This window comes from Winogradskyella sp. MH6 (genome assembly GCF_022810765.1).
GTDB lineage: Bacteria > Bacteroidota > Bacteroidia > Flavobacteriales > Flavobacteriaceae > Winogradskyella.
Window position 1 is genome coordinate 1619136 of sequence record NZ_CP094494.1, and the last position, 25355, is coordinate 1644490.

Sequence of the window (25355 nt, forward strand, 5' to 3'; positions counted from 1 at the left end):
ATTAATCTAGTGTTTAGATATACGAATATAACTACGAAAAAGTTTAAATCACAATACTAAACCCTTGTTAAATCCTTATTTTAAAGGAAGTGAGGCAATAAAATCTTCTGGGCTGAGTGCATTTTTAACCTCAAAATCACCAATACGTGTGCGTCTTAAAACCGATAAATGTGCTCCAGAATTCAAGGCGTTTCCAAAGTCGTGAGCAAGCGAACGAATGTAAGTTCCTTTACTACACACGACTCTAAAATTGAGCTCTATTGAATTTTCAAGTGCATTTATTTCAGTAATCTCAAATTCAGAAATTTCAATTTTTCTCGACTTAATTTCTACAGCTTCACCTGCTCTGGCAAATTCGTACAAGCGTTTACCATCTTTTTTTATCGCTGAAAACACAGGTGGAAATTGCTCTATTTTACCAATAAATTGTTTGGTTGTTCGGTGAATTAAGTCTTCCGAAATATGATCTATCGGAAAGGTAGCATCAATTTCGGTTTCTAAATCGTAGGATGGAGTTGTGCTACCAACAACAAAAGTACCTGTATATTCTTTTTCCTGACCTTGAAAGGTGTTAATCTGTTTGGTCATTTTACCAGTGCAAATCACTAATAGACCTGTGGCAAGCGGATCTAAAGTACCAGCGTGTCCAACCTTTATTTTCTTAATCGAATACGCTTTTCTAATTGCCCAACGTAGTTTGTTTACGGCTTGAAACGAGGTCCAGGTTAGTGGTTTGTCAATCAATAAAACCTGACCTTCTTTGTAGTCTTCTAAAGTTTTCATGATGCAAATGACCAGATTATAGCAATAAGACCAACGATGATGCAGTAGATAGAAAAATAGGTGAGTTTACTTTGTTTTACCAAAGCAATCATCCATTTGCAAGCAAATAATCCTGCTACAAAAGCAGCAATAAAACCAATTCCTAGTGTTGTGAAATTGGCACTGTCATAAGTTATTTCTCCTCCTAAAATATCCTTAGCAATTTTCCCAAAAATTAAAGGCACTACCATTAAAAATGAAAAACGAGCAGCCTTGGTTTTGTCATTACCCAAAAGTACCGATGTAGAAATCGTAGCTCCAGATCGAGAAATACCAGGTAGCATAGCAATAGCTTGAGAAATACCAATAACAAAGGCATTACTAAAAGTTACACTTTTGTTAGTGTCTTTGGCTCTGTCTGCAAGGAATAAAAGAATTGCCGTAATAATAAGCATAATACCAACAAGTAAGATATTACCATTAAAAAGCGCTTCAAGTTGTTCTTCAAAAAGCAAACCGACAATTACGGCAGGTATCATAGAGATTACAATTTTGCTTAGAAATTGTAAGTCTTCATTCCATTCAAACTTTAAAATACCTTTTATAATATCAAGGATATCTTTTCTAAAAATAACAATGGTACTTAATGCTGTAGCAAAGTGAAGTACAACTGTAAATAATAGACTTTCTTTTGGTAAAGAATTATCGCCAAGAATGGCTTTTCCTAATTCTAAATGACCACTGGAGGATACAGGTAAAAACTCTGTAAGCCCTTGTACAATCCCTAAGATAATAGCATCAATAATTTCCATACGGCAAATGTATCAAAATTGATATGCTGATTGTTAAAATTAAAGTAGAATTTTATTTTTTAAAGTCCTTGTTAGGATTCAAAAGAATGGCATATACCTGAAACCCAAAACCAATAAGAACTAAAGTTGGTGCCAAACGAATACGTCTCCAACTAAACACATCAGGATTCCAAACATTAGGATCATCGCTACCTCCGCCAGACATAAGGATAAACCCAACAACAATACATGCCAAGCCGATTAGCATAAACTTGTAGTTCTTTTTTCCAAAAATAAACTCTGCTTTAGATTGTTCTTTGCGTTTCTTTTCTCCCATCAGTTTTCAAATTCTGTAAATATAATATTATTGTCTACAGCCAGCTGTGCTATATGTGTAGATGGACCAAATGTTAATATTGGTAGATGCAAAGTAACGGTTTTATTTAAAACTTTAGCGTTAAGACTATCTAAATTTAAACCTTGCTCTAATCCACGATTGATGTAATAGACGTTATCGGTATCGGTTTTGAATTGAATATCAAAAGTAGATCCTTCTCGTATTGAAACAACTTTGGCACTTACAACCTCACACTCATCAGGTTTAGGATTATGAATAACGCAAGATTTAAAAAACAAAAAAAGAATAGAAATAATTAAGAAAAGACTAATAATGGTACTTCTTGCAGACGCATTCATGGTAAGGTGGTTTTGTGTTCTATAACGAAAGATTACAAAAAAATATTATCTATTTAAAATAGTTTGCGATCTCTTCAAACGAGTAGAATTTGGTTTTAACCGTTCCTTTATTATCGATAAGAATATAAGTGGGAAATTCCCAAACGTTCATAGCGTCTACCAAATCGTTATCCTCTCTAAGCTCTCTGTAATTTTGCCAGTTGTAATTGTTGGTGTCTAAGTAATCTAACCATTTTTCTTCTACAGTGTCAATAGAAATACCAACCAATGTTGTGTTATTATCTTTTAAGGTGTCTAGGTGCTTGGCAATTTTTTTATGATCTCTCACACAAGGAGGACATTGCACAAACCAAAAATCCACCAAATAATCTCCATTATGACTTAAATCTACTTTAGAAATGGAGCCTTTTTTATCATAAAATTGAAACTGCGACAAATCTAAATGTTCTTCTTTCAGTAAATCGTTTAAAGCTCTATGCACACTAAGCGCATGAGTTTTTAAATCCTTAGACTGTTGGTCTAATATCAATTTCAAAGGCTGAAGTTTAGATTTGTGGTTTTTGTTCTTTTCAATGTAATACTCGCTAATTTCAAAAGAAAGCGGATGATTAATATTGGCTTCAATTTGTTTTAGTAAAATGGAGTTGATGATACTGTCATTTATTGTTGAAGCTTTCAGGCTATCTATGGTTGAATAAAACGCGATCTGCTTATAGTACACATCAGAATTTAAAACCGTATCAATTATAAACTCATCTGAAGTTAATTTACCTGTTATACTAATGTCATTACCATCAAGAAAAACTTTTTTAGACAGTACATTTCCATCTTTATATATGTTAATCTTAAACGCATCATTTACAGGTTGCGTTTGCTTAAACTGAAAAGGAGTATCACTTCCCTTTAAGGTAATAGCTTCGGAGTGGTTATAGTTTAAAAGTTGAATGCTGTCTGGTCGAACTTCGCCTAAAACATCTATAGAAATACTATTGGTGTTTTTTTGGTAGCTACAAGACTGAATTAACAAGAGTAAGACAATAAAATGAAGAAAATTAAACTTCATAAAGTGCGCTTTGTTAATAATACAACTGGTCCGTTTTTAAATTTAAGAAGCGTTGTGTGGCAATAAAGGTACTAATCCAAGTGATGATTACACCCAACACAAAAACACCAACAAAAAGACCTGCAATCATAACAGTATTTCTAAGCAATTCTAACTCTGGGAAATATTGGTCTAAATAATATAAAACAACAGCCATACCTGCTAAAGCCACTATAGCACCAACGATGCCAAGTTGAACGCTTTTCCAAACAAACGGTCTGCGGATAAAGCTTTTTGTTGCACCAACCATTTGCATAGTTTTAATAATAAATCGCTTTGAGTATACAGCCAATCGGATAGAGCTATTGATTAATAATACAGCAATAAGCGTAAATAACCCACTAATAATAAGTACCCAAAAACTAATCTTCTTAACGTTATCGTTCATCAGTTCTACGAGATCATTATCGTATCTTATTTCTTCAATAAACGATTTTGTTGAAAGGGTTTCAGAAATTTCACTTAGCTTTTCTGTCGTCACAAAATCAGCTTTTAAGTATACATCAATCGAATTTTTCAACGGATTATAACCTACAAAATCCATAAAATCTTCACCTGTTTCAGCTTTCATCATTTCGGCAGCTTCTTCCTTGGATACATAGGTAGCTTCTTTAGAATATTCTGCCATAGCTAAACTTTTCTTTAACTGATTGACTTCAACCTCTTTTGCGGTATCGTTCAAATAAATTGTCATTACCACTTGCTCCTTAAAATGATCAGCCACTTTTTTAGAATTAATAACCAAAAGACCAAGACAGCCTAATAGAAACAAAACCAATGCAATACTGATAACTACAGAGATATATGAGGAAATTAATTTTCGTTTTTGATACTTGTCAAAAGATGATGCCATATAGTGCGGATTAATGATGTAAAAATAAAAAAGAAAACTTATGTAGAGTAATACAACGTTTAGTTTTTAATTGTGTTGTAATACCACTAAATTTGCACCTTATTTCAAGGAAAACAGGAAGATGAAATACAACTTCAACGACATAGAGAAAAAGTGGCAAGACTACTGGGCAAAAAACGAAACCTTTAAAGCGTCTAACAACAGCGACAAACCAAAATACTACGTATTAGATATGTTCCCTTACCCAAGTGGAGCTGGTTTGCATGTTGGACATCCGCTAGGCTACATCGCTAGTGATATTTATGCACGTTACAAGCGTCATAAAGGTTTTAATGTGTTGCATCCACAAGGCTACGATTCGTTTGGATTACCAGCAGAACAGTATGCAATACAAACAGGTCAGCATCCTGCGGTAACAACAGAGGCGAATATTAAAACCTATCGTCGTCAGTTAGACCAAATTGGTTTTTCGTTCGATTGGAGTAGAGAAGTACGCACAAGTAATCCAGAATATTACAAATGGACACAGTGGATTTTCATTCAGTTATTTGAATCGTGGTACAATTACGATAGCAACAAAGCAGAACATATTGATACTTTAATCAAAATGTTTGCTTCTGAAGGAAATACCAATGTAAATGCAGCTTGCGATGATGATATTAATCCGTTTACTGCTGAAGAATGGAATGCTTTTTCAGAGACTGAAAAACAAGATATTCTTTTAAAATACAGATTGACCTATTTAGCAGAAACCGAAGTGAATTGGTGCCCTGCTTTAGGAACCGTTCTAGCCAATGACGAAATTGTAAATGGAGTTTCAGAACGAGGAGGTCATCCTGTAATTCGTAAAAAAATGACTCAATGGAGTATGCGTATTTCGGCTTATGCAGAACGTTTGCTTCAAGGTTTAGATACGATTGATTGGACAGATGCACTTAAAGACATCCAAAAAAACTGGATTGGTAAATCGGTTGGTGCTTCAGTAACTTTCAATGTAAAAGATTATGATGCAACTATTGAAGTCTTCACAACAAGACCAGATACCATTTTCGGTGTGTCATTTATGACGTTAGCACCAGAGCATGAGCTTGTGTCGCAAATCACCACAGCAGAACAAAAAGCTGAGGTGGAAGCCTACATAGAAGCCACTGCAAAGCGTAGTGAGCGCGACCGAATGGCTGATGTAAAAACTATTTCGGGTGTGTTTACAGGTGCTTATGCCGAGCATCCATTTACCAAAGAACCAATTCCGATTTGGATAGGAGATTACGTATTGGCAAGCTACGGCACAGGAGCAGTTATGGCTGTGCCTTGTGGAGACCAACGTGATTATGACTTTGCGAAGCACTTTAATATTCCGATTCCAAATATTTTTGAAGGAGTTGATATTTCTGAAGAAGCCTTTGCGTCTAAGGATAACGTTAAAATTGCCAATAGCGATTTCCTTGATGGAATGAACTATAAGAAAGCTACCAAACGCGCTATTTACGAATTAGAACAAATCGGTCAAGGCGAAGGAAAAACCAATTACCGTTTGCGTGATGCAGTTTTTTCTCGTCAACGTTATTGGGGCGAACCATTCCCAGTGTATTACAAGGATGGTATGCCGCAAATGATAGACGAAAAGCATTTGCCATTAACCTTACCAGAAGTTGAAAAATACTTACCAACCGAAGAAGGCGAACCACCATTAGGTCGTGCAGACGTTTGGGCTTGGGACACCAATACAAATACAGTTTGTCATTCTGAACTTGTTTCAGAATCTAAAGGCATTTACCCACTAGAACTCAACACCATGCCAGGTTGGGCAGGGAGCTCTTGGTATTTCTTCCGTTATATGGAAGAGCAAGCAAAAAGAGGCGAAGCCTTTGCTACTGAAGATGCGCTTAAGTACTGGGAGAATGTAGATTTATACATTGGTGGTAGCGAGCACGCTACAGGTCACTTATTATACTCACGTTTTTGGGTAAAGTTTTTGTACGACAGAGGGTTTGTTGGTGTTGATGAACCATTTAAAAAGCTGATTAACCAAGGGATGATTTTGGGGACGAGTGCTTTTGTTTGTAAAATTACTGATTTTATTTTATCATATGGAGAGGAGAATAATAGTGAAATTTCAGATGAGATTATATTAAATATTAAGGATTTAGAAGAGAGAAATGAAATAATTAATAAGCTTCAGGATACATTTTCAAACACATTTGTATCATTTGAATATTTAGAAGAAATATTTAATAAACAATTTAAGAAATTTCCAATTTTTATTAAAGCTAATAAAATTGAACCATTACTTAATAAGTTTGAAGAGTTAGGATTTGATGGAGACATAACTTTAACTATCAATCCATATCATGTTGATATACAGTTGTTGAAAATCATTAAAGAAGGAACATCTTATAAATATACAGATGAATTGAATGTTGAGGAATTTAGAGATTGGAGAAGTGAGTACAATAATGCAGAAGTAATATTAAATAAAGATAATTTTAAGGTTTTTCGAGATGTCGAAAAAATGTCAAAATCAAAATTCAATGTCGTTAATCCAGATGATATTGTAGAAGATTATGGTGCAGATAGTTTACGTCTTTACGAAATGTTCCTTGGGCCATTAGAACAATACAAACCTTGGAATACAGCAGGTATTACAGGTGTACACGGTTTCCTTAAAAAACTTTGGAAGTTGTATAACGACGACAATGGGTCTAAAGTGACTAATGCTGAGCCAACAAAGGATAACTTAAAAACACTTCATAAAACCATTAAAAAGGTTGAGGAAGACATCGAGAATTTTTCGTTTAATACGTCTGTATCTACCTTTATGATTGCTGTAAACGAGTTAACAGCACAAAAGTGTACAAGTAAAGAAATCTTAGAACCATTATTGGTTTTAATTTCACCTTATGCGCCACACATTGCTGAAGAATTATGGGAACAATTAGGACATAATGAGTCTATTTCAACAGCACCTTTCCCAAAATTTGAAGAAAAGCATTTAGTAGAGAGTTCTAAAAATTATCCGATTTCGTTTAATGGAAAAATGCGTTTCACATTAGAATTACCATTAGATATGAGCAAGGATGAGATTGAAAAAACAGTACTAGCAAACGAAAAAACACAAGAACAGTTACAAGGTCGCACTCCCAAAAAAGTGATTGTGGTGCCAGGTAAGATTGTGAATATTGTTGGGTAACAAATTCCTGCGAAAGCAGGAATCTCATAATTAGTTGTCAGCTCATGTGTTCTGACAAATAGCTTAGGGATTTATCCGGAACAATGTGGAAAACACAGTTCTCAATTTAATAATATTACTATGAAATTAAGGCTAGATAGAAAAAATACCATTGGTTTGATTTTCTTTTTAGCCTTTATTATAAGTACGTCTCTTATTTTTCAATTTGAAGAACGTTTCACAATAGAGAACTGGAAGTCCAATTATACAACACGCTACAAAATGGTGGATGATCTTATTGAATCTCAATTCTTAATAGGTAAACCTAAAAGCGAAGTTTTCGAAATTTTAGGTCAACCAGATTCGAAATCCAATTCATCAAAAGATGCTTTTATTTACAATATTGGTGATCCACCAAGCTTCTTTTCTTCACAAAAAGAATATCTACTGATTGTTTTTAATAATCAAAAAGTTGAAAAGGTGACTCTAGCCGTTGATTAAGTTGTTGTCAGTTCGAGTGAAATCGCCATAAGCGATTTTGCACTTCGACAAGCTCAGCAGAACTATCGAGAACTATTTTTAAAACATCTCGATACATTTTGCTCATTCCTCATAAAACACTCGATGTGACATTGTGATTTCCCCTTCATCGAAAAAAACATAACTTCATCTATTGTAGTATTGTTCTGAAAAACAGCAGTTTATTTCGAATATTTCAAAATAAAATCTTCAAAATCATAATTCCGTAAAAATATGTTCCATTTCACTATAATATTTGGTCACATGGATTTTTTGAATGTATTTCATGGTGCTATTAACCATAATACAGCAACATATGAAAATCGGAGTCCCAAAAGAAATCAAGAACAATGAAAACCGTGTTGGTGTGACACCTGCAGGAGTTTATGAACTTACAAAAAACAACCACACGGTTTATGTGCAAAAAAGTGCTGGATTAGGCAGCGGCTTTTTTGATGAAGACTACAAGGAAGTTGGTGCTATCATTCTCGACACCATAGCTGAAGTTTATGATTCAGCCGAAATGATTGTAAAGGTAAAGGAACCCATTGCCGTTGAATATGATTTAATTAAACCACATCACGTGGTGTTTACCTATTTCCATTTTGCATCTAGTGAGCCTTTAACAAAAGCAATGTTAAAAAGTCAAGCGGTTTGTATTGCTTATGAAACAGTTGAAGAGGAAGATGGGTCATTACCATTATTGACACCAATGTCTGAAGTGGCAGGTCGTATGGCTATTCAACAAGGTGCAAAATATTTAGAAAAACCAATTAAAGGACGTGGAGTCTTATTAGGTGGAGTGCCAGGTGTGCCACCAGGACGAGTATTAGTACTTGGTGCTGGTACTGTTGGTATACAAGCTGCTAAAATGGCTGCAGGTTTAGGTGCTCATGTTACTATTATGGATATTAATATGAAGCAATTACGATATGTTAATGATGTAATGCCAAACCATGTGGTAACGGAATTTTCTAGCGAATTCAACATTAGGAAAAGAATTAAGGATCACGATTTAATAGTTGGTGGTGTATTATTAAAAGGAGCAAAAGCACCAAACTTAATCACCAGAGATATGCTTAAAGAAATGCGACCAGGAACCGTAATAGTGGATGTTGCTGTAGATCAAGGAGGTTGTGTGGAGACTACAAAACCAACAACTCACGAGGATCCTACTTATATCATAGACGACGTTGTACATTACTGTGTAGCAAATATGCCAGGTGCTGTACCTTACACATCGACTTTAGCACTAACTAATGTGACTTTGCCTTATGTGCTTAGATTGGCTAATCAAGGTTGGGAAGTAGCTTGTGCCAAGGATCAATCGCTGAGAAAAGGAATCAATATAGCCAACGGCAAAATTATTTACGAAGAGATTGCAGAAGCTTTCAATTGGTCTGTTGACGCGATGTAAAACTGAAAAACTGACAAAATTTCTTAACTCAAATTTGGCTTATTTTTTGCATTCCATTTAGTACATTTACATAAACTAAAATTAAAAACTATGAATGGAATGATGGGATATTATGTGCTAATTGGTGCCATTGCTTTGGTAAGCTGGTTAGTTAGTAATCAACTTAAACGTAAATTTGCTAAGTATTCCAAAGTGCAATTGCGCAATGGAATGAGTGGGCGTGAGATAGCTGAGAAGATGTTGGCAGATAATGGCATTTATGATGTTGAGGTAATTTCTACACCAGGTCAATTAACAGACCACTATAATCCAAAAAATAAAACGGTAAATCTAAGTGAGGCAGTCTATAATCAGCGAAATGCTGCAGCTGCAGCAGTAGCAGCTCACGAGTGTGGTCACGCGGTACAACACGCACAAGCTTATAGTGCGTTAGGTATGCGTTCTGCTTTAGTGCCAATAGTTAGTGTAACCTCTGGTATGTCTCAATGGTTAGTTATCGGTGGTTTAATCTTAGGTGCAGCGGCAGGTGTTGGATTAGGGTATTGGATTGCTGTTGCAGGTTTGGTATTTATGGGCTTTGCAACCTTGTTTAGCTTTATCACATTACCAGTTGAGTATGATGCCAGTAATAGAGCATTAGCTTGGTTAAAAGCTAAGAATATAGTGACACCAGAAGAATACAAAGGTTCTGAGGATGCTCTAAAATGGGCAGCAAGAACCTATTTGGTAGCTGCCATTGGTGCTTTAGCCTCATTATTATATTGGGCACTACAGGTGTTTGGAGGTAGAGATTAAAAAAATCAAACAATAGATCAATGAAAAGCTCTGAGAAATCAGGGCTTTTTTTCTATAGTCTTAGTAAATAAATACTTACATTGCGATAAACAAATACCAATCAATTATGGAAAACCAAATGCCAAATCAATTACCAGAACGTGTAATGGTAAGTAGCTTGTCTGAAGTAGAACGTGCAGCTTTTTATAAAAAGACTTATGCTCATGTAGCAGGTGGAGTCTTAGCTTTTATTCTTTTTGAATACTTGTTGTTACAAAGTGATGCAATAGTTGAGTTTATGATGTCAATGACTCAAGGTTATAAATGGTTATTGTTGTTAGGTGGCTTTATGTTAGCAACTAATTATGCTGAAGGTATGGCGCTTAAAACTACAGACCGGAATATGCAGTATCTGGCTTACGGTATCTATATCTTTTTTGAAGCTTTAATCTTCGTGCCAATGATTTACATCGCTGCATATTATATGGATTCTGGGTCAGAGATTCTTAATCAGGCAGCTATAGTTACGTTAGCATTGTTTACAGGCCTTTCTGCTGCGGTATTGCTAACAAAAACGGATTTTTCATTTTTGAAAACAGGCTTAACCATAGGCTTTTTTATAGCTATAGGTTTAATCATTGCTGGAACAATCTTTGGTTTTAACCTTGGTTTATGGTTCTCTGTAGGAATGTGTTTATTAGCAGGAGGCTCTATTTTATATCAAACATCAAATATGGTTAACAAGTATTCTGTAGATCAGTACGTGCCAGCAGCTTTAGGCTTATTTGCAGCGTTAATGTTATTGTTCTGGTATATTTTAAGAATTTTTATGTCTAGAGATTAATTTCAAATTTAATAAAAGAAGAAAGCCCTGAGAAATCAGGGCTTTTTTGTTTGGTATCAATCTTTGTCATGCTGAACTTGTTTCAGCATCTGAGGTAAAATTAGATTCCAGTCTTTGCAGGAATGATAAAAGGTGTTTTTTTAAATCTTAATCTGTCTGTTAATCTGCTGTTGTAACGAAATAAATGTTTCGGTTCTGGAGACACCTTTAATACCTTGTATTTCTGTATTAAGTAAGTGCATTAAATGTTCGTTGTCTTTAGATAGGATTTTTATGAAGATACTCCATTCGCCTGTAGTGTAATGGCATTCGATTACTTCTGGTACGCGTTGAAGTTGTTTTACAGCCTCAGGATTACTTACGGCTTTATCTAAATACACACCAACAAAAGCCATTGTGGTATAGCCTAAAACTTTTGGATTGATAATAAACTTAGAACCTGCTAATAACCCAGATTTTTCAAGTTTTTTAAGACGCTGATGTATGGCTGCACCAGAAATACCAACATTTCTGGCAATTTCTAAAACAGGTGTTCTGGCATCTTCCATTAAAGCTCTTAGAATCTTCTTGTCAATACCATCTATATAAATACCTTTATCGTTAACTTTCATGATTTCTTCTTTTAAATCGAAAGTTAAAAATAAGAAAAGGATTATAAATTTTATAGATTAAGAGGATTATACCCTAAATATGGCACTTTCTTTTCTTTAAATTCAATGCCATAAGATTTTAATCCTTCTAAAATAGGAGTGTAAACTTCTTTAGAAATCGGAATTTGTACACCAGGTGTTTTTATCTTACCGTTTAAGATATCTAAAGTTGCCATTGCAACCGGCAGACCAACTGTTTTAGACATGGCAGTGTAAGTTTGGTCTTCACCAACCACAACCATTGTAGAATCAATTTGACGCTTTTCTCCATTGATTTCATATCCAAACTTGTGATACATGACTATCATGTCTTTATCTTCATGGTCTAGTGTCCAGCTATCCATTAGGATTTTCTGTAGAATTTGAGCAGGAGTAGCCTTATCTAATTCTACCATTTTCTTAGGGTTAAAAATATCAAGCTCTAAAAACTTATCCCAAACAATATCATCTTGGTCAATTTTAAGTGCGTGTCTAAATTTAAGTTCAACCGAATCCGTTGGACTGTATGGTAAAAAAGCATTTACAAAATCGCGGTAACTCATATTTATACTATCATCTATAGTATAGCTATCGTCTGTCATTCCTAATTGCACAAAAACATTCCAAGCTCTACTAAAACCAACACGTCTCATAGTGCCACGATATAAGGTACGTACATGGTCTAAGCCATAAACATGTTGATATTTTAAAGAATCTCTGTTGGCATAAGCTTCAAAACGACCATAATCATCTATGTCTAAAAACTCTGTGCGTCTAAATAATCTGTCATAAGGAATATATTTAAACTGCTTTTCCTGTAAAAATTTAGCGGCTCCGCCTTGTCCCGCAACAACCACATTTCTTGGGTTCCATGTAAATTTATAGTTCCAAAGGTTGTCATCACTTTCAGGAGCAACTAAACCACCAGTAAATGACTCAAACAAGATCATTTTACCACCATTATCTCTAATACGATCAATAACTTGCATGGCACTCATATGGTCTATACCAGGATCCACACCTATTTCGTTCATAAAAACGAGATTATTGGCTTTTGCATCCTCATCCAAGGCTTCCATTTCTTTACTTACATAAGATGCAGTTACCATGTGTTTTTTATAAGTAACACAATCTCTAGCGACTTCGATATGAAAACGAGCAGGCAACATAGAAATAACAATGTCTGCATTTTTAACTGCTTCACTTCTTGAGTTTGAATCAAAAACATCTAAGTGGATGATGTTTACATCATTATGGTCGCTGACTAGCTTTTTGGCATTTTCAACATTAAGATCTCCTATAGTAATCTGAAGGTTCTCAGACTGAGATTTGTCTAATAAATATTTTATAAGGTATGATGAAGATTTTCCTGCACCAATAATTAAAATCTTTCGCATAATGGCTTTATATGACTAATTTTGTAATGCACGAAAGTAATAAATACACTAAGCAAAAGAAACCAAAAACACACTTTACTTATGAACAAAAGAATATTAGTAGCAGGAACAATTTTAGGAATCTTAGGAATAGTTTTAGGTGCTTTTGGAGCGCATGGCTTAGAAAAACTGGTTGATGCTGATGCCGTAAATACGTTTGAAACAGGAGTGCGCTATCAAATTTATCATGCCTTTTTTCTTCTCATTTTAGGAGGAACCAATTTTGTGAATTTAAAGACAAAGAAGATTGTTTTTTATCTTGTAATAGTTGGTGTTTTATTCTTTTCTGGCTCTATATATGGTTTGGCAACAAATGAACTCTCAAGTTTTGATTTTAAGACTATTGCAATGATTACACCAATAGGAGGTTTATTGTTAATCTTGTCTTGGGTCATGGTATTAATCGGTATTATGAGAAATAAGGTCGATTAATGTAGTTTAGGTATGTCTTTTTAAAATAAAGTTATAATTTTGCAGCCTAAACAACACAAAAATTATGGTAAACCATACTCCTTCAACGAAAACGATTTCGTTAGAAAACTATGGCATTAAAGATGCCAAAATCCACTATCAAATGACTCCAGATCAACTACATGATGAGACCATAAACAAAGGTCAAGGAGTTGAAGCATCGTCAGGTGCACTTGCTGTTAATACAGGTGAGTTTACAGGACGTTCTCCTATGGATAGATTTATCGTTAAAGACGATATTACAAAAGACAAAGTTTGGTGGGGAAATATCAACATTCCTTTTGATAGTGATAAGTTTGATAAACTTTACGACAAAATCACAAATTACCTATCTAACAAAGAGATTTATGTTAGAGATAGCTATGCGTGTGCAGACCCAAATTACAAAACCAATATTCGTGTTATAAACGAATATCCATGGAGTAATTTGTTTGCATACAATATGTTTTTACGTCCAACAGAAGAGGAGTTAAAAGACTTTTCACCTGAGTGGACTGTAATCAACGCTCCTGGTTTTATGGCAGATGCTGAGGTAGATGGTACACGTCAGCATAACTTTGCGATTTTAAATTTCACAAAAAAGACTGCTATAGTTGGCGGAACTGGTTATACAGGAGAAATTAAAAAAGGTATTTTTTCTGCTTTAAATTTTGAATTACCTGTTTTCAAAAATACATTACCAATGCACTGTAGTGCTAATGTTGGGAAAGATGGTGATACAGCAATTTTCTTTGGATTATCTGGTACAGGCAAGACAACATTATCTACAGATGCTAACCGTAGTTTAATTGGTGATGACGAGCATGGTTGGACTAGTGAAAATACTGTTTTTAATTTTGAAGGTGGTTGCTATGCAAAAGTTATCAATCTTTCTCAAGAGCAAGAACCAGAAATATATGGAGCCATCAAAAAAGGCGCTATTCTAGAAAACGTAATTATGGATGAAAAAGGCAATGTAGATTTTGCTGATACATCAATTACCCAAAATACTAGAGTAAGTTACCCTATTTATCATATTGAAAACATTAAAACACCGTCAATTGGTGAAAACCCTAAAAATATTTTCTTTTTAACAGCAGATGCCTTTGGTGTATTGCCTCCAATTTCAAAGTTAACTCCTGCGCAGGCTGCTTACCATTTCATCTCTGGTTATACGGCAAAAGTAGCAGGTACTGAAGCTGGTGTAGTAGAACCACAGCCTTCGTTTTCTGCTTGTTTTGGGGCACCATTTATGCCATTACATCCAACAGAATATGCGGATATGCTTAGCAAGAAAATGAAAGAAGCAGGTGTTAATGTTTGGTTGGTAAATACAGGTTGGACAGGAGGCCCTTACGGAGTAGGTACACGTATGAAATTAAAGTATACACGTGCTATGATTAACGCAGCATTAAATGGAGATTTAGGACTTTATGATTATGACCATTACCATATTCATTCTGTATTTGGAGTAGCTCAGCCAAGACAATGTCCTGGAGTTCCAACAGAGGTGTTAAGTCCTAGAACAACATGGAACGATGATGAAGCTTATTACAAAATGGCATTTAAATTAGCTAATGCCTTTAGGGATAACTTTAAGAAGTTTGAATCGTATGCTTCTGAAGAAATTAGAAGAGGTGGTCCACAGCGCTATGCACTTTAAGATGAACCATAAATAAATAAAAAAGCGATCCTAAATTTAGAATCGCTTTTTTTATATTAAAGTTTTAAATAAGATTATTTTCCTTTATTAACACTGTCAATATATTTCTGTAATGCCATTGTCATAGATGGTGTCTCAGGAGTTGGTGCAGCGATATCTACACGTAGTCCTTTTTCCTTTACAGCTTTTATTGTTGTATTACCAAACACAGCAATACGCGTGTCATTTTGTTTAAAATCAGGGAAATTATGGAATAAAGATTCAATACCTGAAGGGCTAAAGAATACTAAGATATCATAGTACACGTTAGCTAAATCAGATAAATCACTAATTACAGTTTTGTAAAATGTAGCTTGTTTCCAATTCACTCCAAGGCTATCTAAAGTATCAGGAATAATAGGTTTTACCTTATCTGTAGTAGGCAATAAAAATGCTTCGTCCTTATACTTTTTAATTAAAGGTGTTAAGTCTTCAAATGTACGTTTACCAACATAGATTTTACGTTTTCTGTAAACCACATATTTTTGCAAATAATAGGCAACAGCTTCAGACTGGCAAAAGTATTTCATAGTATCAGGCACTTTAAAGCGCATTTCATCTGCAACTCTAAAGAAGTGATCTACAGAATTTCTACTAGTAAGTATAATAGCAGTAAACTTGCTAAGATCTATTTTTTGTTGTCTGATTTCTTTTGCTGAAACACCTTCTACATGTATAAAAGGTCTGAAGTCAACTTTAACTTTTTGCTTTTCCTGTAAGTCAAAGTACGGAGAATTCTCTATTTTAGGTTCTGGTTGCGATACTAAAATCGTCTTCACTTTCATATGTAAACTCCTTTATTTTAAATGTTATACTCGCTAATCACCTTATATAAAAGCACATAAGGCGCAATTTCGAGAGCGCAAAGATACAATAAAAAATAGAAAAAATTGGGATTTATTATTTTTTGATAGTTTCTGAATGAAGTCGCAAACCCAATGAGATTTATTAAAAAAATCACAATAAAAGATGTAATTATTATAATTTTAGGGTTTGTGCCTGTGTACAGTAGCAACAAGTTAGAAAAGACTAACACCAAACCAGAATAATTAAGAAACGTCATCTTTTGAAACAAATATGCATCAATAATACTGTCAATTTCAAAAAGACTTGCAATGAGGCGTTCTAGTAATGTTTTAATGATTACTACTGTTGCAACTGCAAGTAATAATTTTAGAAATGAAATTAACTCAAAAGCTAGTGGAGAAACAAACGTGGAATAACAGAAAAATAAAAAGATACTTCCAGAAAACACCAAGTTAAGAAATAAAAGACCATCAAAAGGATCAATAAACTTTTGGTCTTTACTATAGATTTTAAGGTATTTAGAATTTCCTATTATAGATATAAAATCACCAAAGCGCAGTGTGTTTAGGTATTTGGCCATTGTTATAGCAAAAATCCCAAAAACAGTAAGCACTGTAAACCACTCGTGAGTAATATAATCCCTCATATTGCTAAATTATAAAGAAAATAAGGCTTAACATAATTAAAATCTTAATAAAGCTATAACAGTTTTTAATCCCCTAAAAACTTTACATTTGTCAAAATTCTATCAAAAAGAAAAAATCTAGTTTTTTAAAAGTATTTGCATGTCTGACGCACTTGTTATAATCCCGACATATAATGAGACTGAAAATATAGAAACTATTCTTAGAGCTGTATTTTCGCAAGACAAGTTGTTTCATGTATTAGTGGTAGATGATAATTCACCAGATGGTACTGCAGATAAGGTAAAATTGTTGCAAAACGAGTATTCTAATCAGCTACATTTGTTGCAACGCGACAAAAAAAATGGTTTAGGAGCAGCTTATATAGCAGGTTTTACATGGGCTTTGGGTAATTCTTACGACTTTATTTTTGAAATGGATGCCGATTTCTCACATAATCCAAATGACTTAATAAAGTTGTATAATGCTTGCTCGGTAAATGATGCAGATGTGGCAGTTGGCTCTAGGTACGTTAAAGGAATTACGGTAGTAAACTGGCCACTATCTAGAATATTGCTTTCTTATGGAGCCTCTCGCTACGTGAGATTGATAACAGGAATGAGAGTAAAGGATTCTACCGCAGGATTTATTTGTTACAAAAGAAAAGTTTTAGAATCCATTAATTTAAACAAAGTGAAATTTGTGGGATATGCTTTTCAGATTGAAATGAAATTTAAAGCCTATAAAAAAGGCTTTAAAATTGTTGAAATTCCTGTTATTTTTAAAGATAGAATTAAAGGCAAATCAAAAATGAGCGGAAGTATTATTTCTGAAGCTATTTTTGGAGTTATTAGTATGAAATTGAAAAGCTTATTTATCAAGTCTTAGAAAAGATGAAAAGACAAACCCTCATAAAAAATGCTAAAATTGTCAACGAAGGAAAAATCGTTGAAGGAGATATACTTATAGAAGACGATTTTATAAAAGAAATAGACGACTCTATCAGTGTTAAGTCGGCAGATATCACTGTTATTGATGCAGAAGGCAATTACGTGTTACCAGGTATGATCGATGATCAGGTGCATTTTAGAGAACCAGGCTTAACACACAAGGCCAATATAGAAACAGAATCTAAAGCAGCTTTGGCAGGTGGTATTACATCATTTATAGAAATGCCAAATACCAATCCTCAAACTACAACAGTAGAAAAGTTGGAAGAAAAATTTGCTATCGCAGCAGAGACTTCGTATGCTAATTATTCGTTTATGTTTGGAGGTACTAATGATAATCTAGACGAAATATTAAAAGTAGACCCTAAAACAGTTGCAGGATTGAAACTATTTCTAGGTTCTTCTACCGGAAACATGTTGGTAGATGACCCAAAAGTTATAGAGAAAATATTTTCTAGTACAGATATGGTTATCTCAGTGCATTGTGAAGATGAAGCTACGATACGAGAAAATCTGGCAAAATATAAAGCGGAGTATGGAGATGATATTCCAATGGAAAAGCATCCAATTATAAGAAGTGAAGAAGCTTGTTACCTATCGTCGTCTAGAGCTATTGAGCTGGCAAAAAAGACAGGAGCAAGATTACATGTGTTTCATTTATCAACAGGAAAAGAAACGAGTCTGTTCTCAAACAAAATTCCATTAAAAGATAAGAAGATTACAGCAGAGGTTTGTATACACCACTTATGGTTTTCAGATGAAGATTATGCTAAAAAAGGAAGCCATATTAAATGGAATCCTGCTGTAAAAACAGCTAAAGATAGAGAACAGTTGCTTAAAGCATTACTTGACGACAGAATTGATGTTATAGCAACAGACCACGCACCACATACTCTCGAAGAAAAAAGTAATCCTTACACAAGTGCTCCATCAGGTGGGCCATTGGTGCAACATGCTTTAGTGGCATTGTTAGAAATGCATCATCAAGGAAAAATTTCTATCGAAAAAATCGTAGAAAAAGCATGTCATAATCCTGCTATTCTTTTTGATGTTGAGAAGCGAGGCTATATTAGAGAAGGCTACTATGCAGATCTAGTTATAGTAGATGTCAATAGTCCTTGGACGGTTAATAAAGGAAATATTTTATACAAATGTGGTTGGTCACCTTTTGAAGGCAACACCTTTAAAAGTAGAGTAACACATACGATTTTAAATGGTCAGTTGGTTTACAACAATTTTAAAGTATTAAACGTTAAAGCTGCAAAACGACTAACTTTTAATAGATGAAACAGCTCTTTTGCATATTAGCTTTGTTTGTTTTGGTATTTTCTTGTGAAAAGAAAGATAGGCCGCCTAAGCCAGATAATCTTATTTCTAAAGATAAGATGGAGAGTGTCCTTTATGATATGTACATAATTAACGCAGCTAAAGGCGTTAACAGAAAACTATTAGAAGACAAAGGTATTGTACCAGAGTCTTATATTTTAAACAAGCACCAAATAGATAGTGCCCAATTTGCCCAGAGCAATGCTTATTATGCCTTTGACCCAGACTTATATAAAACGATGGTAGAGAAGGTAAAGGCTAGGTTAGAGATAGATAAGAAAACTTTTGAGGATTTAGAGAAAAAGGCTGGTAAAGAGGCCAAACGAAGACGAGACTCTATAAGTAGAATAAACGAAAAAAGAAGAGACTCTATTAAAAAAGCTCTAAAAAAAGAAGTGAGTAATTAATTTATCTCTGCTTCAAATCTTTTAAATACAATTCACAAATTTCATCTATTGATTGATTTATAGGTTTAAACTCAAAGTCTATTGCATTTTTTATTTTAGAATTGTCGTACATAGTAATACTAGTAGCAGATTTTGCTGTATGCTTTGTAAAACTTCTTCGAGAACCTGTTAATTTATGCTTCAACCAATCAGCACGCCAAGCGATATTAAGAAGCCATGGTTTGGCTTCTTTTTTGGGAGGATTTACTTTTAATGCGTTTGCCACTTTGTTTTGAAAGTCCTTAAAGCTTAGATTTTCAGAAACTAGAATGTAATTTTCGTTTGTAATGCTACTTTTCATCAAAGAAATCATCGTATCAACCACGTCAAATACATCAACATATCCAACAACTCCATTCACGTAGTATTTCATACCTTCATATATTTTTCTGAATAAATTACCGCTACTTCCACCTTTCCAATAGCCAGCTCCAAGAATGATTCCAGGATTTACAATAACAGCATCAAGACCTTCTTGTGTGCCACGCCAAATCTCAAGTTCTGCACCATATTTGGTAATAGCATAAACACTATTGTCATCTTCAGGATTCCATTCAGTTTGTTCGGTAATGAGTTTAGAAGAATCTGCATGATGCCCAATAGCAGCTATAGAACTTACGTAACATAGTTTTTTTACTGAGTGGCTAATACATAGATTAACAATATTTGCACTGCCTTTAATGTTAACTCTACGCAATAGATGATATTTGTCGGGTTCAAAAGAGACAAAAGCAGCACAATGATAAACATGAGTTACTCCATCAAAAGCCGTTTGTAGTTTTGGGATATCATTAAGATTTGCTTCTACCCAATCTATTTTGTTAAAAAGGTTTTCAGCATTATTAGAAAAATAGCTAAATACGTGTGTAACACGTCTCAAGGTTTTTTCTCGTCTGTAAATAGCACGTACATTTTCTCCGTTAGAAACCAACTTATAAAGTAAATGTGAGCCTACTAATCCTGTTCCTCCTGTAACTAAAATCATAAGGCTAAATTACGTTAAAATTGTCTTTTGTCTTTTAATGTGGAAACATATCTTTGCTAACATTAAATTACACAAGTTTAAGAATGAAGAATTTTGTTGAAGAATTAACATGGAGAGGTATGTTGCACCAAAGCATGCCAGGAGTAGAAGAACATTTGTTAGAAGGTATGCAAAGTGCTTATGTAGGTATAGATCCTACGGCAGATTCTCTGCATATTGGTCATTTAGTTGGTGTTATGATGTTACGTCATTTTCAGTTGGCAGGTCACAAACCTTATGCTTTGGTAGGTGGTGCAACAGGAATGATTGGCGATCCTTCAGGAAAATCAGCAGAACGAAATTTGTTAGACGAAAAAACACTACGCCATAATCAAGAAGCTATAAAAAATCAATTGTCAAGATTTTTAGATTTTGATAGTGATGAAGCTAATTCAGCCGTTTTAGTAAACAACTACGACTGGATGAAAGAGTTTTCATTTTTAGAGTTTATACGAGATGTAGGTAAGCACATTACGGTTAACTACATGATGGCTAAAGATTCTGTAAAAAAGCGTTTAAGCTCAGAGGCTAAAGAAGGAATGTCGTTTACGGAGTTTACATATCAATTAGTACAAGGGTATGACTTTTTGCATTTATATAGAGAAAATAACTGTTCTATACAAATGGGAGGAAGTGATCAATGGGGAAATATTACCACAGGTACAGAATTAATTCGTCGTATTGGTGGTGGTAAAGGTTATGCTTTAACCTGTCCGTTAATTACCAAGGCAGATGGTACTAAATTTGGTAAAACCGAAGGTGGTAATATTTGGTTAGATGCTAAAAGAACGTCTCCATACAAATTTTACCAATATTGGTTAAATTCTAGCGATGATGATGCAGAAAAGTATATTAAAATCTTTACGTTTTTAACAGAAGAAGAAATCTCTGATTTAGTAAAAACACATGCAGAAGCACCACATTTAAGAGCGTTACAAAAGAAATTAGCAGAAGAAATTACCATTATGGTACATTCTAAAGAGGATTTTGAAAATGCTGCAAAAGCCTCAAATATTCTATTCAGTAAGACATTTAAAGAAGATATTAAAACTTTAGATGAAGCTACATTTTTAGATGTTTTTGAAGGAGTACCACAAGCTTTTGTTTCAAGAGCAGAGTTTAATGAAGGTATAGATATGATTGGTGCTTTGGCAGCAAAAACTAATTTCTTGAATTCTAATGGTGAAGCAAGACGCGCTTTAAAAGAAAATTCTATTTCAGTTAACAAAGAAAAAGTAAAAGAAGATTACCAGTTGTCTTCTGAAGACTTAATAAACGACACCTACATTATACTTAATAAAGGAAAGAAAAACACCTATATCATAAAGGTTGAATAACAAAAAGTGCCCAAAATTTCTTTTGGGCACTTCTAACCAATCAATCAACTATTGAAAATCTCTCTTTTCGATAGCAATTGTTTAGTCGTAATAGTTGCAGAAACCTTACAAGGCCATTAAATTACAACCTCTAATATCGGAGTTGTCGAATCTTCCTATAATTTCAAATTGCCCATTTTCAGAAGTTTTGCCCAAATCTTGAGTGGCAATAAATGCACAAGAATTCATATTGGTTAAGTCAATAATATTAATGCCTCCTGTCTTGTTTTGCTGTAATAATGTTAAAGCATCTTCTGTATCCCTAGTAATAATTTTCATCCAAGGAGGACATTCAAAAATGCCACTACCTTTAGAATATGCCTGACTCAGAAGTTCTGTCATGCCATACTCACTATGTATTTGGTTAACACCAAATCCTTTTTTGAGCCTATCGTGAAGTTCTTGTCGTATAATTTCTTTTCTTCTGCCTTTCATGCCACCAGTTTCCATAACTATGGTATGTTTTAAGCTAAATTGAAATTGCTCTACTAAATCTAATAATGCAAAAGAAACACCAATTAAAAGTGTTTTTTGATTTTGAGCTTCAAGGCTTTTTAGAGTTTCAGTAAGGTCTTGAAGATTGTTGAGGTAAAACCCACTTTCAGGATGATCAGATTTTTGTATTAAATCATCTACCATATAAATAAGTGAAGAGCCCTCTCGCTCTAAATAAGAAGGCAATAAAGCCAATACCGCATAATCTTCAATATTACCATAAAAATGTTGAAAGCCTTTTAAGTAACTTTCTTCATAAATGCTTAGGTCTGTTACAAAATGTTTGCTTGTTGTACTTCCTGTTGTACCAGAGCTGGTAAAGATTTTTTCAACTTTATTTAGAGAACTTAAAACTTCTCGTGTTTTAAAAAACTGAATTGGTAAAAAAGGAATTTCTGTTAGACATTTTATATCAGATGGATGCTTATAAAGCAAGTCGCAAAAAGATCTATAAACGCGGTTGTTTTCAAACTGAAATCTAAAGACATCAAGTGCTAGTGCCTCAAACTCGGCATGGGTTTTAATATTAAAAATGTCGTCTTTTGAAATCATTTTGCAAAAGTATTGAAAATAAAAAAGCGCAGCTAAATCTTAGCTGCGCTTTCTTTATGTAAAAAACAATGATTATTTAATAACTAATTTCTTAGTTGTTGTTGCATTGTTTTGAGTGATCTTTAAGATATACACACCAGTATTTAAGTTAGATACATTAAGTGTGTTATTAGTTAAAGTTTCATTTTTAACCTGCTTACCAAGAATATCAAATACTTGTACATTCATAACATCACTATTAGATGATGTAATTGTTACCTTACCAGTATTTGTTGGGTTAGGGTAGATAGAGAATTCAACTGTTTCAAAATTGTCAGTAGAAAGTGGTTGTCCATCATTTCTTGCACCAGGTGAGTATAAAACTGGATTAGAAACAATAGTACTGTGATCTACAAATGCACCTGTAAAATCAGGACTACGAGCAATTGATTGATTGTTTCCTGCTGCACCATAATCTTCTTGTACAAGAACCAAAGCACTATTATTTGCAATGATTACAGAATCACCACCATTGTTAAGACCTAAACCTCCAGAAGAAGCCGTTTGGACTATGCCATCAATTCCTGTTGGTGTACCACCACCGAATACAGTTATAAAGCTGTTAGGAGCTAATACTGTTCCGCTAGGGAATGTATGTCTAACGCTCACTGCATCTGAAATTGTATAGTCCGATAAATCTATACTAGTAGTACCACTATTATAAATTTCAACAAATTCATCTTCAGAGGTATTTACTGTGCCATCACCATTAGCATCACCATTTGTAGAATCAGGATCAGCATTTATTTCATTTATTAGTAAAAATACAGGGTCACAAGCTGCTGAAGCAACTGTTCCTGAAATTGTTGTTGCATCACAATCACCACCATTGATAGTTAAGTCCCAAGCATCACCTTCACTTAGACCTGTAATTGTAATAGTTCCATCAGCTGTTAACGCAGGATTATCACCACCAACAGTTCCTGCAGAAGTTGTTGTTACAGAAGTAATAGTAGCATCAGAACCTGTGTAAGGAATATTTATTGTTACAGCATCATTATCGTTTCCAGCTGTGTTTGTAGCACATACAAAAGATTCAGATTGTAATGTAACATCACAAACAGCACAATCAGAAGGAACTACAGTACCAAGCGTAGGGCAAGAACCAAAAGCTCCTAATGTAACATTAGAAATTGACCAGCTAGAATAGCCGTCAACACCATCATCATTATATTCAATTCCGATGTAAACATCTGTGCCTGATGCCGCAGACATGTCTACACTGTAGAATCCTGCATCAGTTAATGTTTGAGCAGTAGACCAACTAGTGCCTGAAGGACATCCAGAATAAGCGCTAGTGTAGTTGATGTTTAAATCTGTTGTACCAAAACTTTCAGAAGCATCAAATTCTAGAACTAAATCTGTAACTCCAGTCATATCTAAAGGACCAAAAATTAACCAAGTCTCAACTTGTTCAGTACAGCCACCACCACAGTAACCATTCATAGAATATGTTCCACTAGTTTCTGTCCATTCATCCATATCAGAGTTTGTTTGAACTGTAACTAACTCAAATAAATCAGGACCAGCACTTAAATCAAAACAAGTGTTAGGTGTTGGGTCACATTGAGCGGCAGGAACAGTTCCAGAAATAGTTGTACCATCACAATCACCACCATTTAATGTTACATCCCAAGCATCACCTTCTGATAAACCAGAAAGTGTTATAGTACCATCTGCTGTAGTAGATGGATTATTACCACTTACGGTAGCAGTGTTTGAAGTTACAGATGTAATACCTGCGTCTGATCCAGTGTAAGGAATGTCAATAGTAACACCATCATTGTTATCACCAGCAGTATTTGTCATACAGTTGTAAACCGCAGAAGATAATGATACACCACATGAACCACCAGTAGATGTATAAGTGCCAATACCTCCAATTAATGTTTCAAAAGTATCAAGTCCACTTTGGCAAACACCTAATGTGTCAAGAGAAGAAACTCCACCAAATGTCCAGTTAGCTTCATTAAAACCGCCATCAGGACCTGTATTGTTATTTCTTTTTGCGTAAGAATCCGCATACTCCCATGTAGTACCTGTACCATCAGTAGCTTCAACACCAAATTGGTCAATTACTGTACTGTCAGCTGTTAATATAATTCTTACGCGATCATCGCCATTAACATTCATAGTGTTAGAAGCTAATACATTAGGGTTTGTAAATGTGATAGAAGGGAAATCAGTACCTATAGCAGTCTCACTTCCTGATGTGGTAATATATACAAAGCTATTTGTTACAGTACCTAATGCACTCAAATCTTGAGCATTTCCCCAAGTTGTATTAGCGTTAGTTTGGTTTTCTAAGCTGTAAAGAGAAAAGTCAACAGTTCCGCTAGCATATATCTCTAGTAATTTTGGATTACCGCCAGAACAATCGCCATCAACAATTGCTGTAATTATTGGTGTCTGAGCATAAGACATCAACCCAATTAAGGTAAAGAATAAAAAGTAAAGTTTTTTCATAATTGATTTTTAAAAAAATTAGATTGTAAATATACTAACAAATACTGAGTTTTGGAGGATGTTTTTATCAACAACATGCTTTTTTACAATAAGTTAACATCTAGGTT

At 34.3% G+C, this 25355-nt stretch carries 24 protein-coding genes; 11 read left to right on the forward strand and 13 right to left on the reverse strand.

Annotated elements, in window-relative coordinates:
- Positions 1-75 precede the first annotated feature (75 nt).
- Genes truB through MST30_RS07295 form a run of 6 tightly spaced genes read right to left on the reverse strand, consistent with a single transcriptional unit; the run spans position 76 to position 4204 of the window.
- Positions 76-783, reverse strand: a complete 708-nt coding sequence (truB, locus tag MST30_RS07270) for a tRNA pseudouridine(55) synthase TruB (RefSeq protein WP_243473722.1) — start codon at positions 781-783, stop codon at positions 76-78.
- Entirely contained in the window at positions 780-1574 is a 795-nt protein-coding gene (locus MST30_RS07275; RefSeq protein WP_243473723.1) for an undecaprenyl-diphosphate phosphatase, read from the reverse strand. Before MST30_RS07275 ends, truB begins: the two co-directional genes overlap by 4 nt.
- Positions 1575-1626: 52 nt before the next feature.
- Positions 1627-1890 carry a DUF3098 domain-containing protein gene (locus tag MST30_RS07280; RefSeq protein WP_243473724.1) on the reverse strand — a complete coding sequence of 88 codons (264 nt, stop codon included), beginning with the start codon at positions 1888-1890 and terminating at the stop codon, positions 1627-1629.
- Positions 1890-2249 carry a hypothetical protein gene (locus MST30_RS07285; protein WP_243473725.1) on the reverse strand — a complete coding sequence of 120 codons (360 nt, stop codon included), beginning with the start codon at positions 2247-2249 and terminating at the stop codon, positions 1890-1892. Before MST30_RS07285 ends, MST30_RS07280 begins: the two co-directional genes overlap by 1 nt.
- Positions 2250-2298: 49 nt before the next feature.
- Complete coding sequence (locus MST30_RS07290) at positions 2299-3312, reverse strand: TlpA family protein disulfide reductase (RefSeq protein WP_243473726.1); 1014 nt, start codon at positions 3310-3312, stop codon at positions 2299-2301.
- A 13-nt stretch (positions 3313-3325) separates the two neighbouring features.
- Positions 3326-4204 carry a cell division protein FtsX gene (locus MST30_RS07295; RefSeq protein WP_243473727.1) on the reverse strand — a complete coding sequence of 293 codons (879 nt, stop codon included), beginning with the start codon at positions 4202-4204 and terminating at the stop codon, positions 3326-3328.
- A gap of 121 nt (positions 4205-4325) precedes the next feature.
- On the opposite strand from MST30_RS07295, the gene MST30_RS07300 reads away from it, so the two are divergent.
- From MST30_RS07300 to MST30_RS07320, 5 genes are all read left to right on the forward strand, one after another.
- Positions 4326-7394, forward strand: a complete 3069-nt coding sequence (locus MST30_RS07300) for a leucine--tRNA ligase (protein WP_243473728.1) — start codon at positions 4326-4328, stop codon at positions 7392-7394.
- Positions 7395-7514: 120 nt separating this feature from the next.
- Complete coding sequence (locus MST30_RS07305; protein WP_243473729.1) at positions 7515-7874, forward strand: hypothetical protein; 360 nt, start codon at positions 7515-7517, stop codon at positions 7872-7874.
- Positions 7875-8208: 334 nt separating this feature from the next.
- Positions 8209-9309: an alanine dehydrogenase gene (gene ald / locus MST30_RS07310; RefSeq protein ID WP_243473730.1), complete on the forward strand. Its 1101-nt coding sequence runs from the start codon at positions 8209-8211 to the stop codon at positions 9307-9309.
- Between the two features lie 99 nt (positions 9310-9408).
- Positions 9409-10104, forward strand: a complete 696-nt coding sequence (locus tag MST30_RS07315; RefSeq protein WP_243473731.1) for a zinc metallopeptidase — start codon at positions 9409-9411, stop codon at positions 10102-10104.
- A gap of 106 nt (positions 10105-10210) precedes the next feature.
- Entirely contained in the window at positions 10211-10927 is a 717-nt protein-coding gene (locus tag MST30_RS07320; RefSeq protein ID WP_243473732.1) for a Bax inhibitor-1/YccA family protein, read from the forward strand.
- A gap of 140 nt (positions 10928-11067) precedes the next feature.
- Here the strand turns inward: MST30_RS07320 and MST30_RS07325 are convergent, their stop codons facing one another.
- Positions 11068-11538, reverse strand: coding sequence for an Lrp/AsnC ligand binding domain-containing protein (locus MST30_RS07325; protein WP_243473733.1), 471 nt, complete (start codon positions 11536-11538; stop codon positions 11068-11070).
- 50 nt (positions 11539-11588) lie between these two features.
- Positions 11589-12953, reverse strand: a complete 1365-nt coding sequence (locus MST30_RS07330) for a saccharopine dehydrogenase family protein (RefSeq protein ID WP_243473734.1) — start codon at positions 12951-12953, stop codon at positions 11589-11591.
- A gap of 81 nt (positions 12954-13034) precedes the next feature.
- Here MST30_RS07330 and MST30_RS07335 point away from each other — a divergent pair, with 81 nt between their 5' ends.
- Together MST30_RS07335 and pckA are read left to right on the forward strand one after the other, a co-directional pair.
- The gene (locus MST30_RS07335) at positions 13035-13424 is read left to right on the forward strand and encodes a DUF423 domain-containing protein (protein WP_243473735.1); all 390 of its coding nucleotides are present in this window, start codon (positions 13035-13037) and stop codon (positions 13422-13424) included.
- A 64-nt stretch (positions 13425-13488) separates the two neighbouring features.
- A complete protein-coding gene (pckA, locus tag MST30_RS07340; RefSeq protein ID WP_243473736.1) occupies positions 13489-15105 on the forward strand; it encodes a phosphoenolpyruvate carboxykinase (ATP) in 1617 nt (538 codons plus the stop codon).
- A 74-nt stretch (positions 15106-15179) separates the two neighbouring features.
- Here the strand turns inward: pckA and MST30_RS07345 are convergent, their stop codons facing one another.
- Both MST30_RS07345 and MST30_RS07350 read right to left on the reverse strand, forming a co-directional pair.
- On the reverse strand, positions 15180-15929 hold the full coding sequence (locus MST30_RS07345; RefSeq protein WP_243473737.1) for a uroporphyrinogen-III synthase: 750 nt from the start codon (positions 15927-15929) through the stop codon (positions 15180-15182).
- Between the two features lie 17 nt (positions 15930-15946).
- Positions 15947-16597, reverse strand: a complete 651-nt coding sequence (locus MST30_RS07350; protein WP_243473738.1) for a DUF4271 domain-containing protein — start codon at positions 16595-16597, stop codon at positions 15947-15949.
- Between the two features lie 139 nt (positions 16598-16736).
- Between MST30_RS07350 and MST30_RS07355 the strand changes: the two genes are divergently transcribed.
- From MST30_RS07355 to MST30_RS07365, 3 genes are read left to right on the forward strand one after another with little or no spacing between them, the layout of a single operon-like run.
- Positions 16737-17462, forward strand: coding sequence for a polyprenol monophosphomannose synthase (locus MST30_RS07355; RefSeq protein ID WP_243473739.1), 726 nt, complete (start codon positions 16737-16739; stop codon positions 17460-17462).
- A gap of 5 nt (positions 17463-17467) precedes the next feature.
- On the forward strand, positions 17468-18811 hold the full coding sequence (locus MST30_RS07360; RefSeq protein ID WP_243473740.1) for a dihydroorotase: 1344 nt from the start codon (positions 17468-17470) through the stop codon (positions 18809-18811).
- Entirely contained in the window at positions 18808-19257 is a 450-nt protein-coding gene (locus MST30_RS07365; RefSeq protein WP_243473741.1) for a DUF4296 domain-containing protein, read from the forward strand. Before MST30_RS07360 ends, MST30_RS07365 begins: the two co-directional genes overlap by 4 nt.
- Position 19258: 1 nt before the next feature.
- Here the strand turns inward: MST30_RS07365 and MST30_RS07370 are convergent, their stop codons facing one another.
- The gene (locus MST30_RS07370; protein WP_243473742.1) at positions 19259-20281 is read right to left on the reverse strand and encodes an NAD-dependent epimerase/dehydratase family protein; all 1023 of its coding nucleotides are present in this window, start codon (positions 20279-20281) and stop codon (positions 19259-19261) included.
- An 83-nt stretch (positions 20282-20364) separates the two neighbouring features.
- On the opposite strand from MST30_RS07370, the gene tyrS reads away from it, so the two are divergent.
- On the forward strand, positions 20365-21657 hold the full coding sequence (tyrS, locus tag MST30_RS07375; RefSeq protein WP_243473743.1) for a tyrosine--tRNA ligase: 1293 nt from the start codon (positions 20365-20367) through the stop codon (positions 21655-21657).
- 105 nt (positions 21658-21762) lie between these two features.
- Here the strand turns inward: tyrS and MST30_RS07380 are convergent, their stop codons facing one another.
- Both MST30_RS07380 and MST30_RS07385 read right to left on the reverse strand, forming a co-directional pair.
- A complete protein-coding gene (locus MST30_RS07380) occupies positions 21763-22743 on the reverse strand; it encodes a LuxE/PaaK family acyltransferase (protein ID WP_243473744.1) in 981 nt (326 codons plus the stop codon).
- Between the two features lie 72 nt (positions 22744-22815).
- A complete protein-coding gene (locus MST30_RS07385) occupies positions 22816-25248 on the reverse strand; it encodes a T9SS type A sorting domain-containing protein (protein ID WP_243473745.1) in 2433 nt (810 codons plus the stop codon).
- Positions 25249-25355: the final 107 nt, after the last annotated feature.